Genomic DNA, 15,904 nt, shown 5'->3' with positions numbered 1-15,904 from the left:
AGATCCGGATGGTTCTTTTCGTACTCGTGGGGCAACCGGACCCGTGCATATCCGACTCGTGAGGCGCAGGCGTGGAGCCACTCGGCGCGCCACCCTGGAAGTGTTCGAGACTCTCCGTCCGGACTGTCAGGAAGGCTGGGCGATGAGCGGGAAGCATCGCGGGTCGGTTGCGTCGCACCCGAGGCACCCGGAAGCCGCACGTGCCGTTGACCACCTCCCTGACCACGGATTTCCCGTACAGAGTGGCGTCACCGGCCAGGACCCGCCGTGGTCGGGCGCGTGATCGGCCGGGATGGGCCACGGCAGGGCCGCCCTTCGCAAAGCTGCGAGCGGTGCGCTCCCCGGCGTCCTGATCGGCTCGCTGTCTCCGAAGAGGCTGTAGGGCGGATCGGCGGGCTGCAGATGACCGGCGGAGGTCCCACCCGAACCTGAACGAACGTGATCCGGAGAGTCGGCGCAGGCGCCGGAACGGGAGGAGTCCCTCATGGCCAAGGCAGTGGGCATCGACCTGGGCACCACCAACTCGGTGATCGCCGTGTGGGAGGGCGGCGAGCCGCACGTCGTGCCGAACAGCGAGGGCAACCGCACGACACCGTCCGTGGTGGCCTTCACCGATACCGGCGAGCGCCTGGTGGGCCAGCTGGCCCGGCGCCAGGCGATCCTCAACCCGAAGGGCACCATCTACTCGGCCAAGCGGTTCATCGGCCGGCGTTTCGACGAGGTCTCCGACGAGGCCAGGGCGGTGGCGTACGACGTCGTCGAGGGCGAAGGCGGGGCCGCGCGATTCAAGGTGCGCGACAAGCTGTACGCGCCTGAGGAGATCAGCGCCCAGGTGCTGCGGAAACTCGCCGACGACGCTTCCAAGCAACTGGGGGAGCGGGTCACGGAGGCGGTCATCACGGTGCCCGCCTACTTCAACGACGCTCAGCGGACCGCCACCAAGGACGCCGGACGGATCGCGGGTCTGGAGGTCCTGCGGATCATCAACGAGCCGACCGCGGCGGCCCTCGCGTACGGAATGGACAAGAAGCAGCACGAGACCGTCCTCGTCTTCGACCTGGGCGGCGGCACCTTCGACGTGAGCATCCTCGACGTCGGCGACGGCGTGGTGGAGGTGCGCTCCACCGCCGGCGACAGCCACCTGGGCGGCGACGACTTCGACCGCCGTCTGGTGGATCACCTCGCGGACGACTTCCAGAAGGAGAACGGAATCGACCTGCGCAAGGACCCGCAGGCCCTGCAACGCCTGTTCGAGGCGGCCGAGAAGGCCAAGACCGAGCTCAGTTCGGTGACGCAGACGCAGGTGAGCCTGCCGTTCATCACCGCCGACGCCTCGGGCCCCAAGCATCTCACCGACACGATCATGCGGTCCACGTTCGACCAGATCACCAGCGACCTGGTGGAGCGGTGCCTGGGACCCGTCCAGCAGGCCATGGCCGACGCCAAGGTCGGCGAGAGCGACATCGACGAGGTCATCCTCGTCGGCGGTTCCACACGGATCCCGGCCGTCCAGTCCCTCGTGCGCCGGCTGACCGGCGGCAAGGAACCCAACATGAGCGTCAACCCCGATGAGGTCGTCGCCCTGGGCGCCGCAATCCAGGCCGGGGTGCTCAAGGGCGAGGTCAAGGACGTCCTGCTGCTCGACGTCACACCCCTGTCGCTGGGTGTCGAGACACGCGGTGGCGTGATGACGAAGATCATCGAGCGGAACACCACCATCCCCGTCCGTCGCACCGAAACCTTCTCCACCGCCGAGGACAACCAGCCCGCCGTCGACATCGTCGTCCTCCAGGGCGAGCGCGAACGGGCCGCCGACAACCGGGTGCTCGGCCGGTTCCAGCTCACCGACATCCGCCCGGCGCCGCGGGGCGAACCGCAGGTCGAGGTCACCTTCGACATCGACGCCAACGGCATCCTCAACGTCAAGGCACGTGACCGGGACACCGGCAAGGAACAGGGCATCACCATCAGCGAGAGCTCCAACCTGGACCGCAGCGAGGTCGAACGCATGGTCCAGGAGGCCGAGCGCAACCGGGGCCAGGATCAGGCACTCCGCGAGGCCGTCGACGCCCGCAACGAGCTCGACGCCGTCGCCTACCAGGTCGAGAAGCGCCTCGCCGAACTGGGCGACGCAGCGCCCGCGCACGAGAAGGCACGCGCCGAGATGCTCGTGTCCGACGCCCGGGCGGCGGTCAAGGAAGAGGCGGGTGTGGAGCGCGCGCGGCCCCTGACCTCCGAACTCCAGCAGGTGCTCGCCGGGCTGGCGGCCCATCAGGGCGCCGCTGCCACGGGCGGTCCCGGCCAGGACACCACCGGGGGCGGCGCGGCCGGTGGCCCGGGCGGCGGTGGCGGTGACGACGACGTCATCGATGCCGAGTTCGACAAGGACTGAGGCGTGCCATGCCCAGCCGCGCCCAGGAACCCCACCAGGCCGCGTCGGAGTCGGTCGAACCGGTCCGGGAAGGCGCCGTACGCCCTCCGCGCGGGGATGTGCCGCAACCGGACCCGTCGCCCCGGCCGGTAGCGGCGAACGACGAACCGGGACCCGACGCCGCCGGCCCCACGCCTGACGAGGACGAGTACACGACCGCGATCCAGGAACTGGAGGACCGCTGGCGGCGCGCGCTCGCCGACCTCGACAACCTTCGCAAGCGCCACGCCCGGGAACTGGAGCGGGAGCGGAGGGTCGAGCGTTCCCGCACGGCGGCCGCCTTCCTGCCCGTCCTCGACAACCTCGAGCTCGCCCTGACCCATGCCGGCGCCGATCCGGATGCGATCGTGGAGGGCGTCCGGGCCGTTCGCGACCAGGCGGTGAACGTCCTCGAACTGCTCGGCTACCCGCGGCACGCGGAGACCGGCGTCGCCTTCGACCCGGCCCGGCACGAGGTGGTCGGCGTCGTCCAGGACTCCGACGCCCCACCGGGCACCGTCGTCGAGATGCTGCGCCCCGGCTACGGGGACGGCGAGCAGCAGCTCAGGCCCGCCGCCGTGACGGTCGCGAAGCGGGAGTGACCGGTCATGGCACGGGACTTCTACGAAGTGCTGGGCGTGTCGCGGACCGCGAGCCAGGACGAGATCCAGCAGGCATACCGCAAGCTCGCCCGCACGTCACACCCCGACGTCAACAAGGACCCCGGGGCGGAGGAACGTTTCAAGGACCTCAACGAGGCATACAGCGTGCTGTCGGACCCGAAGACCCGTGCCCGTTACGACCGCTTCGGCGAGGACTTCCGCAAGATCCCCGAGGACTTCGACGAACGGGTCGCGGCCGGAGCGGGCGGCGGCTTCCGCGCTCCGAGGACCGCGGGCGCGGGCGGCCCCCGCGTCCGGTACGCCACCGGCTTCGGCGACGACTTCGGAGCGGAGGGCATCGACATCGAGGATCTGCTCGGCTCCATGTTCGGAGCCGGCACCGCCCGAGGCGGCGTCCCCGGAGCCGACCAGGAGGCAGAACTGCCGCTCACCGTCGAGGAGGCGTACCGGGGCGGCCGTCGCACCGTCACGCTCGCCGGTCCCCAGGGGCAGCCGCGGCGGTACGGGATCGACGTGCCACCCGGTGTCACCGACGGGCAGCGCATCCGGCTGTCGGGCGAGGGCGGCCGCAGCAGTGGTGACGCCCCCGCGGGCGACCTGTACCTGCGGGTACGCATCCAGCCCCACCCCCGGTTCCGGCTGGACGGCCGCGACGTCCACGTACAGCTCCCGGTCGCCCCCTGGGAGGCGGCCCTGGGCGCGACCGTGCCGGTGCCCACCCCCGGCGGCGGCACGGCCAAGGTCACGGTGCCCGCGGGCTCTTCCAGTGGCCGGCGGCTGCGGCTGCGCGGCGAGGGCATGCCGAACCTGCGAGGCGCGAACGGCGACCTGTACGCCGAACTCCGTGTCATGGTGCCGCCCGCCCTCGGTGACCGGGAGCGCGAACTCTTCGAGGAGCTCGCCGCCACCTCCTCGTACGACCCCAGGAGGACGCGATGAACGACCGACCCGTGGCAGCGGCAGGCATCGGCCGGGCCGAAGTGGGTGCCCGCCCGGTGCGAGCGGGAACCGACATCACCGCCTCGACGGCTGTCCGGTACGAGCTCGTGCCCGTCCCCAGGCTCTCCCTGGACGCCGTGGCCCGTCGCTCGGGCCTCCACCCCGATCTGATCCGCCGGTTCGTCGCCCTCGGCCTCGTCGACGCCGAACGCGATGCCTCGGAGCACCTGGTGTTCGACCCCGCGGCCCCGGCGGTCCTCGCCCGCATCCAGCGGCTGCGCACCGGACTCTGCCTCAACTACGCATCCATCGGCCTGGTGCTCGACCTGCTGGACCGCATCAGCCTGCTCGAAGCCGCCCTGCGCCGCGCCGGCACGAGGAGTGAAACACGCTCATGGACATGAACAGTCTCACCCAGAAGTCCCAGGAAGCCCTGCAGGAGGCTCAGACCGCGGCCGTCCGCATGGGGCAGACCGAGGTCGACGGGGAGCACCTGCTGCTCGCGCTTCTCGACCAGGAGGACGGTCTGATCCCGCGGTTGCTGCAGCGGGCCGGGATGGAGCCGAAGGAGCTGCTCGCCGCCGTGCGCGGGGAACTCTCCCGCCGTCCGAAGGTCACCGGCCCCGGCGCGGCACCTGGCCAGGTCTTCGTCACCCAGCGCCTCGCCCGCCTGCTCGATGCAGCCGAACGGGAGGCCGAACGTCTCAAGGACGAGTACGTGTCCGTGGAGCACCTGCTGCTCGCCCTGGCCGAGGAGGGCTCTTCAACCGCCGCCGGGCGACTGCTCAAAGGGGCCGGCATCACCAGGGACTCGTTCCTGAGCGCGCTCACCCAGGTCCGCGGCAGCCAGCGCGTCACCTCCGCCAACCCCGAAACGGCCTACGAGGCTCTCGAGAAGTACGGCCGCGATCTCGTCGCCGAGGCCAGGGACGGCAGGCTCGACCCGGTCATCGGCCGGGACGCCGAGATCCGCCGCGTCACCCAGATCCTCAGCCGCAAGACCAAGAACAACCCCGTCCTCATCGGCGACCCCGGCGTCGGCAAGACCGCCATCGTCGAGGGCCTCGCCCAGCGCATCGTCCGCGGTGACGTTCCCGAAGGACTCAGCGACAAGACGGTGTTCGCCCTCGACATGGGCTCCCTGGTCGCGGGCGCCAAGTACCGCGGTGAGTTCGAGGAACGCCTCAAGGCCGTGCTCAGCGAGGTCAAGGCAGCCCAAGGACGCATCCTGCTCTTCGTCGACGAACTGCACACCGTCGTCGGCGCGGGCGCCGCCGAAGGGGCCATGGACGCGGGCAACATGCTCAAGCCGATGCTCGCCCGCGGTGAACTCCACATGATCGGCGCCACCACCCTCGACGAGTACCGCAAGTACATCGAGAAGGACGCGGCCCTCGAACGCCGCTTCCAGCAGGTGCTGGTCGACGAGCCGAGCGTGGAGGACACCATCTCCATCCTGCGCGGACTGCGCGAACGCCTGGAGGTCTTCCACGGCGTGAAGATCCAGGACACCGCGCTGGTCTCCGCGGCCACCCTCAGCCACCGCTACATCACCGACCGGTTCCTGCCCGACAAGGCCATCGACCTCGTCGACGAGGCGTGCGCCCGGCTGCGCACCGAGATCGACTCGATGCCCGCCGAACTCGACGAGATCACCCGCCGCGTCACCCGCCTGGAGATCGAGGATGCGGCCCTGTCCAAGGAGACCGACCCCGCCAGCAGAGCCCGCCTCGAGGAACTGCGCAGGGAACTGGCCGACCTGCGCGGCGAGGCCGACGCCAAGCGCGCCCAGTGGGAGGCCGAGCGGCAGGCCATCCGCCGTGTGCAGGAGCTGCGCCAGGAACTGGAGCAGGTCCGCCACGAAGCCGAGGAGGCCGAACGCGCCTACGACCTCAACCGAGCCGCCGAACTGCGCTACGGCCGCCTTCAGGACCTGGAGCGCCGGCTCGCCGCAGAGGAGGAGCAACTGGCCGCCAAACAAGGGAGGAACCGGCTGCTGCGCGAGGTCGTCACCGAGGAGGAGATCGCTGAGATCGTCGCCGCCTGGACCGGCATCCCCGTCGCCCGTCTCCAGGAGGGCGAACGCGAGAAACTGCTGCGCCTCGACGAGATCCTGAGCGAGCGGGTCATCGGCCAGGACGAGGCCGTCAAGCTCGTCGCCGACGCCATCATCCGCGCCCGCTCCGGCATCCGCGACCCACGCCGCCCCATCGGCTCGTTCATCTTCCTCGGCCCCACCGGCGTCGGGAAGACCGAGCTGGCCAAGACCCTCGCCCGGGCCCTTTTCGACTCCGAGGAGAACATGGTCCGCCTCGACATGAGCGAGTACCAGGAGCGTCACACCGTCAGCCGGCTCATGGGCGCCCCACCCGGATACGTCGGCTACGAGGAAGGCGGCCAGCTCACCGAGGCCGTACGCCGCAAGCCGTACTCGGTTGTGCTGTTCGACGAGATCGAGAAGGCGCACACCGATGTCTTCAACACCCTGCTGCAGATCCTCGACGACGGCCGCATCACCGACGCTCAGGGCCGCACGGTCGACTTCCGCAACACCGTGATCATCATGACGTCCAACATCGGCTCCGAGTACCTGCTCGACGGCGCCACCGCCGAGGGCGAGATCAAGCCCGACGCCCGCGCCCTGGTGATGGGCGAGCTGCGCGGGCACTTCCGCCCGGAGTTCCTCAACCGCGTCGACGACATCGTGCTGTTCAAGCCGCTCGGTGAGCGGCAGATCGAGCGCATCGTAGAGCTGCAGTTCGACGAACTGCGCCGCCGTCTCGCCGAACGCCGCATCACCGTCGAGCTCACCGACGCTGCACGGCAAGTGATCGCCCACCAGGGCTACGACCCGGTGTACGGGGCCCGCCCGCTGCGCCGCTATATCTCCCACGAGGTCGAGACGCTGGTCGGGCGGTCCCTGCTGCGCGGCGACGTCCAGGACGGCGCGACGATCCGTGTCGACGCCGAACACGGAGAGCTGGTGGTCACCTACGCCCAGCCCGAGGCCGTGGAGGGCGCGCGGGCGGCATGATCACCGTGCAAGCCGGCGACGGCACCTGCCCGCACTGCGGTGCACCAACCGGGTGCCGGCGGCCGCCGAGGGTGCCCCAGGTGCGGCAACCGCAAGCGGCTGCCGCCGTGGATGGCCGACACGGGCGACGACGACCTCACCGACGTCGCCGAACAGGCCCCCGTGCCCGTCGCCGTGGACCTACGGGCCACCTGGTACGGCCTCTGCCGCATGGTCTCCCCTCACTGGAGAAGGTCGACCTGCGGTCCCCCGCCTCCATCCCGAGGCCGCGCAGCCGGTTCGCGACGCGGGCGGAGCGCTCCGACATCGCGGCGGACGGGACGGCGGACTCGGAGCTGTCCTCCGGGGCGATGTGCGGAGCGGGGCGGTCGTTGCCGCGGGCGATGACGTCGAACCAGTCCAACGCCCAGTCGGAGTGCTCCGGCCACGGCCGGCGGAAGCCCTCGCAGGCCGCCTGGCAGTCCTCGCGGTGGCGCAGCCGGAAGTCCCGCGCCGTCCGGAACTCCTCGGTCCGGCTGGTGGCCTTCGTGTGCCCTCCTCGCGGCCGGCCTCTCTGGAAGCATCCTGCGGCAGTGCGGGGGCTTTCACCACCTCCGTTCGGGAGTCTGGGAAAGCGGCACCGGCGCGGCGGCCCGGACAGGCACACCGGGTCGGGCGGGCGGCCACCCCCGGCACCCGCCGAAGCCTCACGCCGGCGCGCTGAGGGCAGCCGGGAAGCTCCCTCACGCCCTCCGGACCCGCCGGCCCCGGCATCCCGGCGGATGCGCATTCCCCAGGGCCCTTCCACTTCCGCATCGGGGACTTGCGAAGCTTCTTGCATAAGAGGTCGCGCGGATAGGCGGGGTGGAGAATGGAGCGGGTCGAGGGCCGAGCCCGGCAAGGCCAAGAAGGGAGACGCAGCGGAGCTGCGGCGACCGACGACAACGCCGCCGGGCGAGAGCCATCGACCCGCGACGCCGGCCCGCCTATCCGCGCGGCCTCTAACATGGCCCCGGACACGACATGAGGGGAGCGGCGACCGTGGTGCAGGTCTTCGACGTGCCGGCCAGACCCCGACCCGATCAGGTGATCGGGCGAGGGGATGTGCTGGAGCGGGCCCGCGGGCAGCTCGGTCGAGGGGGCAGTCTCCTGTTGTGCGGACCGGCCGGTATCGGGAAGTCCACCCTGCTGCGGACCCTCGCCGAGGAATGCGGCGGCGAGCCCACGGTGCTGCGCTGTTCCGCGACCGAATCCGAATCGCACCTTCCCTTCCTCGCCCTGGTCGACCTGCTCGGCCTGGTCGCCGGCCAGGTCTCCGACCGCCTGCCCGGACCTCAGCGGGCCGTGCTGGAGGCGGCGCTCACCGGGCGCGGGGAGACCTCGCTGCAGGGGGACGGGCTCGCGCTGCGGCTGGCCGTGCTGTCGGTGCTGCGGGCGCTGGCCGCCGAGGGCCCGGTACTGATCGTCGTGGACGACCTGCAGTGGATGGACCCCGCCAGCGCCGAGCTCCTGGCCTTCGCGGCGCGCCGGGTCGGCGAACTGCCCGTGCGGGTGCTGGGCGCCGTCCGCGTCACCGACCCGCAGGACCAGCACGACCGCCATCTGCGCGCCTTCCCGCAGGACGTGCTCGCGCTGCGGGTGCCGCCGCTGTCCCGGCCGGCCGTCTCCGAACTCCTCGACGCGCGCGGGCACGGAGGGCTGTCCCGCGCGGTCGTCAGGGACATCCACCGCACCAGCGGCGGAAATCCGCTGTTCGCCCTGGAACTCGCCCGCGCCCTCGCGGAGAGCGGCACACCGCCGCGCCCGGGGGAGCCGCTGCCCGTGCCGACCTCGCTGCGCGCCCTGGTGCTCAACCGGCTGGAGATGCTCTCCGCGGAGACCCGCCGGACGCTGCTCGTCGCCAGCGCGGGAGCCCGCCCGACCCTCGCGACCCTGCACAGCGCCGGGCGTGTCAACGCCAAGAGCGAGACGGGGGTGGCCGCCTCCCTCGGCTTGGTGGAGATGGACGACCGGGACGGCGCCGGGCTGGTGCGTTTCGCGCATCCGCTGATATCCGCGGCGCTGTACGCGGAGGCGACCCCGGAGGACCGGCGCAGCGCCCATGCCGCGCTGGCCGGGGCCGCGGGCGACCCGATCGAGCGGGCGCGGCATCTGGCGCTGGCGACGACCGGCAAGGACGAACGGGTCGCGGCGAGCCTGGCAGAGGCCGCGGACGACGCCCGGGCCCGCGGCGCCCCCTCGATGGCCGCGCAACTCGGCCTGCTGGCCGCCCGGCACACCCCCGAGGACGCGGCGCCCACCGCGAACGAGCGGCGGTTGCGGGCCGCCGAGGACGCGCTGACCGCCGCGGAGCCCGAACTCGCCCGTGCCACGGCCCACGAGGTGCTGGCGCGGGCCACGGTCCCCGCGGACCGGGTGCGGGCGTGGAGTGTGGTGATCGACTCGGCCGGACAGGCCATGTGCGAGGTGGACGACGTCTTCCCGCAGGCCCTGGCCGACGCGGGGGACGACCCGCGGCTGCAGGGGCGGGTGCGCTACCAGCTCGCCTGGCGGGCCCTGATGGACGGCCGCGTCCTCGAGGCCCGCTGTGAGGCCGCCCGGTCGGCGGAGCTCGCCGCGCAGGCGGGCGACCGCCGCACGGAGTTGCTGGCGCTGTCCTTCAAGGCGCTCAACGAGACCTTGATGGGGCACCCCGACGCCCCCGGAACGCTGGCTCTGGCCTCCGCCGCGCCGCAGGACCCGGACGTCGCCACGGATCACAACGGCCCGGTCTACATCCGCTCCCGCTACCTGGTGATGAACGACCAACTCGACGCGGCACGAGCCGCGTTGGCGCGGCTGGCCGGGGAGGCACGGCAGCGGGGCGCGGTGGAGACCGAGGTCCACTCCGTGCGGGGCCTCGCCGAGATCGAGCTGCGCTCCGGCCGCTGCGGCGCGGCGCTGGACCTGGCCCGCGAAAGCCTCCGGCTGGCCGAGGACACCGGCATCGGCGAGGGCTTCGCGCTGCAGATCACGGCTGACCGGCGGGCTCGGTGAGGCGCGCGAGGTCATCGACGAGACACGCCGGCACGCGCTGCGGCTCGGCCGGCGCGGCATCCTCGCCGTCCTGGACCGCGCCGAGGGGATGCTGCTCGCCGCCCAAGGTGACGCCGACGGCGCGGTGGCGGTGCTGACCGGGGCCCGGCAGCGGCTGGCCGCGCTCGGCTACGGCCTGGAGGAGGCCCGCGCCGTCCTCGCGCTGGCCCGGGTCGAGGCGGACCGGCGCAACCTCAGGGCGGCGCATGCGGGACGGGAGGAGGCGGACCGGCTGTTCCGGCGGGCCAGGGCCCTGCCGTGGCTGGAACGGCTCGGACCGACCCCGGGGGGCCGGGAGGCACCGGAGGGCCGAGAGGCACCGGAAGCGGCGCTGCCCGAGTTGGAAGGGCTCGCCCGGATGGAACGCCAGGTGGCGGCGCTCGTTCTGGAGGGCGCCACCAACCGGGAGATCGCCGCGACGCTCTTCGTCAGCGTCAAGACGGTCGAGGCGACCCTGACCCGGGTCTACCGCAAACTGGGCATCCGCTCACGGGTGGACATCGTGCGGCTCGCCGCGGGCCGCCGGGCCGGCTGAGGGCCCTGCCCCCGCGGCGTCGCGCATCCCCCGCACGAACGGAACCACCCCACGGGCCGCCCACGGGCCGTTCGCGCTGATCCCGTGGCCTCGGCCCGTCGCCGGTCACGCTCCCTCGTCGTGGATCGCCGCGCAGCCGCGGCACCGCCTCAGCGGCCGCCGCGTTCCTCGGCTTCGACGGCCGCGTGGATCCGGTCGAGGACGGGGCGCAGGGCCTCCAGCTCCCCCGGCTCCAGCGGGTCCAGGACCATCCGGCGGACGGCCTCGACATGCGCGGGCGCGGAGGCCACCAGCTTCTCGTACCCCTCCGGCGTGAGGATCGCCAGCGTGTAGCGGCCGTCCTCGGGATCCGGCTCGCGGCGGACGAAGCCCTGGTGCTCCAGACGCCTCACCACGTGGGACAGCCGCGACAGGGACGAGCTCGCCCGGTCCGCGAGGACGCTCATTCTGATGGTGTGCCGCACCTGCTCGGAGAGCATCGCGAGGACGTGGTACTCCATCCAGTTCAACTGGGCGTCGCGCTCCAGCTCGCGCTCCAGTGCCGGCAGGAGCCGGGACATCACCCGGGCCATCGACATCCACGCGGTCAGCTCGCCGCCCCGCAGCCAGCGCGGCTCCCCCGCGGCGGTCGCTTCCCGTGCCGGTGTGTTCTTCGTCATGCCTCCCAGGCTATCGAATAGCTTGAAGCTTCAAGTCGATCTGTTACAGTCCACTTGAAGCTTCAAGTTGAAGCTTCAATTCATACCCTTGCATCGACAGATCGGGAGTCACGCCACATGACCAGGATCGGCATCATCCTCGGCAGCACCCGCCCCGGCCGCAACGGCGAGAAGGTCGCCCACTGGGTCCTCGAGCAGGCCGGAAAGCACACCGGCGACGCCACCTTCGAGCTCGTGGACCTCGCCGACTACCCGCTCCCCCACCTCGACGAGCCCATCCCGCCGGCGATGGGCCAGTACCAGAACGCCCACACCAAGGAGTGGGCCGCCAAGATCGCCAGCTTCGACGGCTTCATCTTCGTCACCCCGGAGTACAACCACTCCACCTCGGGCGTGCTGAAGAACGCCATCGACTACCTGCACGCCGAGTGGAACCACAAGGCGCTGGGCGTCGTGTCCTACGGCTCCGTGGGCGGCGCCCGCGCCGCCGAGCACCTGCGGCTGATCGCCGGTGAGCTGAAGATGGCCGACGTGCGCTCCCAGGTCGCGCTCTCGCTCTTCACCGACTTCGTCAACTTCAGCGAGTTCGCCCCCGGCGAGCACCAGGCCGCGAGCCTGTCGACCCTGATCGACGAGGTCATCGAGTGGAGCAGCGCCCTCGCGCCGCTGCGCGGCTGATCCCACGCGGCTGATCCACAGCACACCGGGGCCGGGCGGAGTGATCCTCCACCCGGCCCCGACGTGCACCCGCGTGTCGGGCGGCGCCGCGCGGACGCCTCCTCACGTGCCGGTCAGATGCTCCGGCCGCACGGGGACGCGGACGAGGGCGCGCCCGGTCGCCGCGCGGATGGCCGCGACGACGGCCGGGGTCGAGGACAGGGTCGGGGCCTCGCCGACGCCGCGCAGCCCGTACGGGGCGTGGTCGTCGGCGAGTTCGAGCACGTCGACGGGGATGGGCGGCGTGTCGAGGATGGTGGGGATCAGATAGTCGGTGAAGGACGGGTTCCGGACCGTGCCCCGCTCTCCGACCAGGATCTCCTCCATGACGGCCAGCCCCAGGCCCTGGGTCGTGCCCCCCTGGATCTGCCCGACGACCGACAGCGGGTTGAGCGCCTTGCCGACGTCCTGGGCGCAGGCGAGTTCGACGACCTTGACCAGACCCAGTTCGGTGTCGACGTCCACGACGGCACGGTGCGCCGCGAAGGAGTACTGGACGTGCCCGCGGCCCTGCCCGGTGCGCAGGTCGAAGGGCTCGGTGGGGCGGTGCCGCCACTCCCGTTCGATGTCGATCACCTCGTCGCCCAGCACCTCGGCGAGCCCCGCCAGCACCTCCCCGCTCTCGGTGACGACCTTCCCGCCCTCCAGCCGCAGCCCGGCGGTGGCCCAGGCAGGGTGGCTCGCGCCGAACACGGCGCGGCCCAGCTCCAGGACGCGTGCGCGCACCGCCTCGCAGGTGTGCCGCACCGCGCCGCCGGTGACGTACGTCTGCCGGGACGCGGAGGTGGAGCCGGCCGAACCGACCTGGGTGTCGGCGGGATTGATGGTCACCTGGGCGACGCCGAGCTCGGTGCGGGCGATCTGGGCGTGGACGGTGACGCCGCCCTGGCCGACCTCGGCCATCGCGGTGTGGACGGTCGCCACCGGCTCGCCGGCGATCACCTCCAGCCGGACGCGGGCCGTGGAGTAGTCGTCGAAGCCCTCGGAGAAGCCGACGTTCTTGATTCCGACGGCGTAGCCGACGCCGCGCACGACGCCTTCGCCGTGGGTGGTGTTGGACGCTCCGCCGGGCAGCTCGCGGATGTCCACGCGCCCGCCGGCGCTCTCCCACTCCCGCTCGGGCGGCATCGGCATCGCCTTGACGCGGCGCAGCAGTTCGGCGACGGGCGCGGGGGCGTCCACGACCTGTCCGGTGGGCATGACGCTGCCCTGGGACATCGCGTTGATCTGACGGAACTCCACCGGGTCCATGCCGAGTGCGGCGGCGAGCCTGTCCATCTGCGCCTCGTAGGCGAAGCAGGCCTGGACCGCGCCGAAGCCGCGCATGGCGCCGCAGGGCGGGTTGTTGGTGTAGAGCGCGAGCGCCTCGATGTCGACGTCGTCGATCACGTACGGGCCGGCGCCCAGGGAGGCGGCGTTGCCGACGACGGCCGGGGAGGAGGAGGCGTAGGCGCCACCGTCGAGCACGATGCGGCAGCGCATGTGGGTGATCTTCCCGTCGCGGGTGGCTCCGTGCTCGTAGTGGAGCCGGGCGGGGTGCCGGTGGACGTGCCCGAAGAAGGACTCGAAGCGGTTGTAGACCATCTTGACGGGCTTGCCGGTGCGCAGCGCCAGCAGGCAGGCGTGGATCTGCATCGACAGGTCCTCGCGCCCGCCGAAGGCGCCGCCGACGCCGGAGAGCGTCATGCGGACCTTCTCCTCGGGCAGGCCGAGGACGGGGGCGATCTGGCGGAGGTCGGCGTGCAGCCACTGGGTGGCGAGGTAGAGGTCGACGCCGCCGTCCTCGGCGGGGACGGCGAGGCCCGACTCGGGGCCGAGGAAGGCCTGGTCCTGCATGCCGACCTCGTAGTCGCCGGTGACGATCACGTCGGCGCGCCGGGCGGCCGCGTCGGCGTCGCCGCGGACGATCGGCTGGCGGTGCACGATGTTGGGGTGCGGGACATGGCCGCTGTGGCGGTCGGTGCGGCCCTCGTGGAGCAGCGGCGCGTCCGGGGCGGTGGCGGTCGCCTCGTCGACGACGACGGGCAGTTCCCGGTACGCGACGCGGATCTCGGCGGCCGCGCGGCGGGCCGTCTCGGGGTGGTCGGCGGCGACCAGCGCGACCGGTTCGCCGTGGTGGCGGACCCGGCCGTGGGCGAGGACGGGGGTGTCCTGGATCTCCAGTCCGTAGTGCCGGACGTCCGTGGGCAGGTCGTCGTAGGTGAGCACGGCGTACACACCGGGGCGCGCCAGCGCCCGCGAGACGTCGAGGGAGACGATCTCGGCGTGCGCGTGCGGGCTGCGCAGCGTGTGGCCCCAGAGCATGTCCTCGTGCCACAGGTCGGAGGCGTAGGCGAACTCGCCCGTGGTCTTGAGGACGCCGTCGGGGCGCAGCGTGGACTCGCCGACGCCGCCCCGGGTCTCGCTGCCCTGGGTGGTGGGTGTGGGGGTGCGGGTCACGCCCATGGCGGTCAGGCCTCCGTCGCCGTGCGGGCGGCCGCGAGGCGGACCGCGTCGAGGATCGTCTCGTAGCCGGTGCAGCGGCACAGGTTCCCGGACAGGGCCTCGCGGATGTCGGCGTCGGTGGGCTGCGCGGTGCGCTCCAGCAGTTCGTCGGCGGCGACCAGCAGCCCGGGGGTGCAGAAGCCGCACTGGACGGCTCCCGCGTCGACGAAGGCCTGCTGGACGGGCGACAGTTCCGTCGCAGGGCCCGCAGCAGACGCCTGCCATCGCCGCGCGGTGCCCGGATCGGTTCCGGGACCGGTCCGGGGACCGCCCGCGGCCCGCCGCTTGGCGTAGTCGGCCAGGCCCTCGACGGTGACGACCTCCCGGTCCTGCACCTGCCCCGCGGCCACCAGGCAGGCGCACACCGGCACGCCGTCCAGCCGGACGGTGCACGAACCGCACTCGCCCTGCTCGCAGGCGTTCTTGGAGCCCGGCAGGCCCATGCGCTCACGCAGGACGTACAGCAGGCTCTCGCCCTCCCAGACGTCGTCGGCCTCCTGACGCCGCCCGTTGACGGTGAAACTCACGCGCATCGCACACCCCTCTCCCCGCCGCGGAACTCCTCCCACGCCCAGCCGAACGTGCGCCGGGCCATCACCCCCAGCGCGTGCCGCCGGTACGCCGCGCTCCCGCGCACATCGTCGATCGGGCTCGCGCACCCCGCGACCAACTCCGCGAACCGGCCCACCACGGACGCCGGGACAACCCCCGCGCCCTCCCACAGCCCCTCCTCCTCCAGCGCCGCGGCCAGGAACTCCTCGGCCGCGGCGGCGCGGATCGGGGTGGGCGCGGCCGAGCCGATGCCGGTGCGCACCGTCCGGGTCGCCGGGTGCAGGGCGAGGCCGAAGGCGCAGACCGCGATGACCATGGCATTGCGCGTGCCGACCTTCGAGAACTGCTGGGGCCCGTCGGCCCGGGCGATGTGCACGGCCCGGATCAGCTCGTCCGGGGCAAGGGCGTTGCGCTTCACCCCGGTGTAGAACTCGTCGACCGGGATGAGCCGGGTGCCGCGCACGGACACCGCCTCCACCTCGGCGCCGGCGGCGAGCAGCGGCGGGTGCGAGTCGCCCGCCGGTGAGGCGGCGCCGAGATTGCCGCCGACGCTGCCCCGGTTGCGGATCTGCGGCGAGCCCACGGTGCGCGCGGCGAGCGCGAGGCCGGGCAGTTCCCCGCTCAGGGCCTCGATGACGCGGGCGTAGGGGACGGCGGCGCCCAGTCGTACGGTCTCCTCCCCCACTTCCCATGCGTACAGGTCGCCGACGCGGTTCAGGTCCAGCAGGACACCGGGCCGGCGGTGGCCGAAGTTGATCTCGACCATGACGTCGGTGCCACCCGCGATGGGCACGGCCGAGGGGTGCTCCGCCTTGGCGGCAAGGGCCTCCTCCCAGGTCGCGGGACGCAGAAAGTCCATGAGCGCTCTCTTCTTCGTCGAGGGGCGGTCGGCTGGTC

At 72.4% G+C, this 15,904-nt stretch carries 10 protein-coding genes and 2 pseudogenes; 7 read left to right on the top strand and 5 right to left on the bottom strand.

All coding sequences use genetic code 11. From position 1 onward, the window contains the following. Positions 1-484: 484 nt before the first annotated feature. From dnaK to clpB, 5 genes are read left to right on the top strand one after another with little or no spacing between them, the layout of a single operon-like run. Entirely contained in the window at positions 485-2,392 is a 1,908-nt protein-coding gene (gene dnaK, locus AC3ET4_RS01275) for a molecular chaperone DnaK (protein WP_431944882.1), read from the top strand. Positions 2,393-2,400: 8 nt separating this feature from the next. Then, positions 2,401-3,012, top strand: coding sequence for a nucleotide exchange factor GrpE (locus AC3ET4_RS01270; protein WP_431944880.1), 612 nt, complete (start codon positions 2,401-2,403; stop codon positions 3,010-3,012). 6 nt (positions 3,013-3,018) lie between these two features. Then, positions 3,019-3,972 carry a DnaJ C-terminal domain-containing protein gene (locus tag AC3ET4_RS01265; protein ID WP_431944878.1) on the top strand — a complete coding sequence of 318 codons (954 nt, stop codon included), beginning with the start codon at positions 3,019-3,021 and terminating at the stop codon, positions 3,970-3,972. Then, positions 3,969-4,376 carry a chaperone modulator CbpM gene (locus tag AC3ET4_RS01260; RefSeq protein ID WP_431944876.1) on the top strand — a complete coding sequence of 136 codons (408 nt, stop codon included), beginning with the start codon at positions 3,969-3,971 and terminating at the stop codon, positions 4,374-4,376. Before AC3ET4_RS01265 ends, AC3ET4_RS01260 begins: the two co-directional genes overlap by 4 nt. Continuing rightward, a complete protein-coding gene (clpB, locus tag AC3ET4_RS01255; RefSeq protein ID WP_431944874.1) occupies positions 4,367-7,006 on the top strand; it encodes an ATP-dependent chaperone ClpB in 2,640 nt (879 codons plus the stop codon). Before AC3ET4_RS01260 ends, clpB begins: the two co-directional genes overlap by 10 nt. Positions 7,007-7,247: 241 nt before the next feature. Here the strand turns inward: clpB and AC3ET4_RS01250 are convergent. Next, positions 7,248-7,484 (bottom strand): annotated as a pseudogene (locus AC3ET4_RS01250) (AMP-dependent synthetase); the annotation flags it as partial. A 524-nt stretch (positions 7,485-8,008) separates the two neighbouring features. Here AC3ET4_RS01250 and AC3ET4_RS01245 point away from each other — a divergent pair. Then, positions 8,009-10,595, top strand: a pseudogene (locus tag AC3ET4_RS01245) (ATP-binding protein). A 149-nt stretch (positions 10,596-10,744) separates the two neighbouring features. Here the strand turns inward: AC3ET4_RS01245 and AC3ET4_RS01240 are convergent. After that, positions 10,745-11,254, bottom strand: a complete 510-nt coding sequence (locus AC3ET4_RS01240) for a MarR family winged helix-turn-helix transcriptional regulator (RefSeq protein ID WP_431944872.1) — start codon at positions 11,252-11,254, stop codon at positions 10,745-10,747. A 117-nt stretch (positions 11,255-11,371) separates the two neighbouring features. Between AC3ET4_RS01240 and AC3ET4_RS01235 the strand changes: the two genes are divergently transcribed. Further along, positions 11,372-11,932 (top strand): NADPH-dependent FMN reductase, encoded by a 561-nt coding sequence (locus AC3ET4_RS01235; RefSeq protein WP_431944870.1) that lies wholly within the window; start codon positions 11,372-11,374, stop codon positions 11,930-11,932. 102 nt (positions 11,933-12,034) lie between these two features. On the opposite strand, the gene pucD is transcribed toward AC3ET4_RS01235, so the two are convergent. Genes pucD through AC3ET4_RS01220 form a run of 3 tightly spaced genes read right to left on the bottom strand, consistent with a single transcriptional unit; the run spans position 12,035 to position 15,866 of the window. Continuing rightward, positions 12,035-14,416 carry a xanthine dehydrogenase subunit D gene (gene pucD / locus AC3ET4_RS01230; protein WP_431944868.1) on the bottom strand — a complete coding sequence of 794 codons (2,382 nt, stop codon included), beginning with the start codon at positions 14,414-14,416 and terminating at the stop codon, positions 12,035-12,037. Between the two features lie 5 nt (positions 14,417-14,421). After that, positions 14,422-14,988, bottom strand: coding sequence for a (2Fe-2S)-binding protein (locus AC3ET4_RS01225; protein ID WP_431944866.1), 567 nt, complete (start codon positions 14,986-14,988; stop codon positions 14,422-14,424). Next, positions 14,979-15,866 (bottom strand): FAD binding domain-containing protein, encoded by an 888-nt coding sequence (locus tag AC3ET4_RS01220; RefSeq protein ID WP_431944864.1) that lies wholly within the window; start codon positions 15,864-15,866, stop codon positions 14,979-14,981. The genes AC3ET4_RS01225 and AC3ET4_RS01220 overlap by 10 nt, the downstream gene beginning before the upstream one ends. Positions 15,867-15,904 lie beyond the last annotated feature (38 nt).

Source organism: Actinacidiphila sp. bgisy167 (assembly GCF_057707665.1).
Note: the sequence above shows the minus strand (reverse complement) of the source record. Positions and strands in the feature narration are given on the sequence as shown.

Excerpts from the sequence above, each read along its gene's own strand:
- dnaK (WP_431944882.1), top strand. The coding sequence starts at position 485 with ATGGCCAAGGCAGTGGGCATCGACCTGGGCACCACCAACTCGGTGATC.
- AC3ET4_RS01270 (WP_431944880.1), top strand. The coding sequence starts at position 2,401 with ATGCCCAGCCGCGCCCAGGAACCCCACCAGGCCGCGTCGGAGTCGGTC.
- AC3ET4_RS01265 (WP_431944878.1), top strand. The coding sequence starts at position 3,019 with ATGGCACGGGACTTCTACGAAGTGCTGGGCGTGTCGCGGACCGCGAGC.
- AC3ET4_RS01260 (WP_431944876.1), top strand. The coding sequence starts at position 3,969 with ATGAACGACCGACCCGTGGCAGCGGCAGGCATCGGCCGGGCCGAAGTG.
- clpB (WP_431944874.1), top strand. The coding sequence starts at position 4,367 with ATGGACATGAACAGTCTCACCCAGAAGTCCCAGGAAGCCCTGCAGGAG.
- AC3ET4_RS01240 (WP_431944872.1), bottom strand. The coding sequence starts at position 11,254 with ATGACGAAGAACACACCGGCACGGGAAGCGACCGCCGCGGGGGAGCCG.
- AC3ET4_RS01235 (WP_431944870.1), top strand. The coding sequence starts at position 11,372 with ATGACCAGGATCGGCATCATCCTCGGCAGCACCCGCCCCGGCCGCAAC.
- pucD (WP_431944868.1), bottom strand. The coding sequence starts at position 14,416 with ATGGGCGTGACCCGCACCCCCACACCCACCACCCAGGGCAGCGAGACC.
- AC3ET4_RS01225 (WP_431944866.1), bottom strand. The coding sequence starts at position 14,988 with ATGCGCGTGAGTTTCACCGTCAACGGGCGGCGTCAGGAGGCCGACGAC.
- AC3ET4_RS01220 (WP_431944864.1), bottom strand. The coding sequence starts at position 15,866 with ATGGACTTTCTGCGTCCCGCGACCTGGGAGGAGGCCCTTGCCGCCAAG.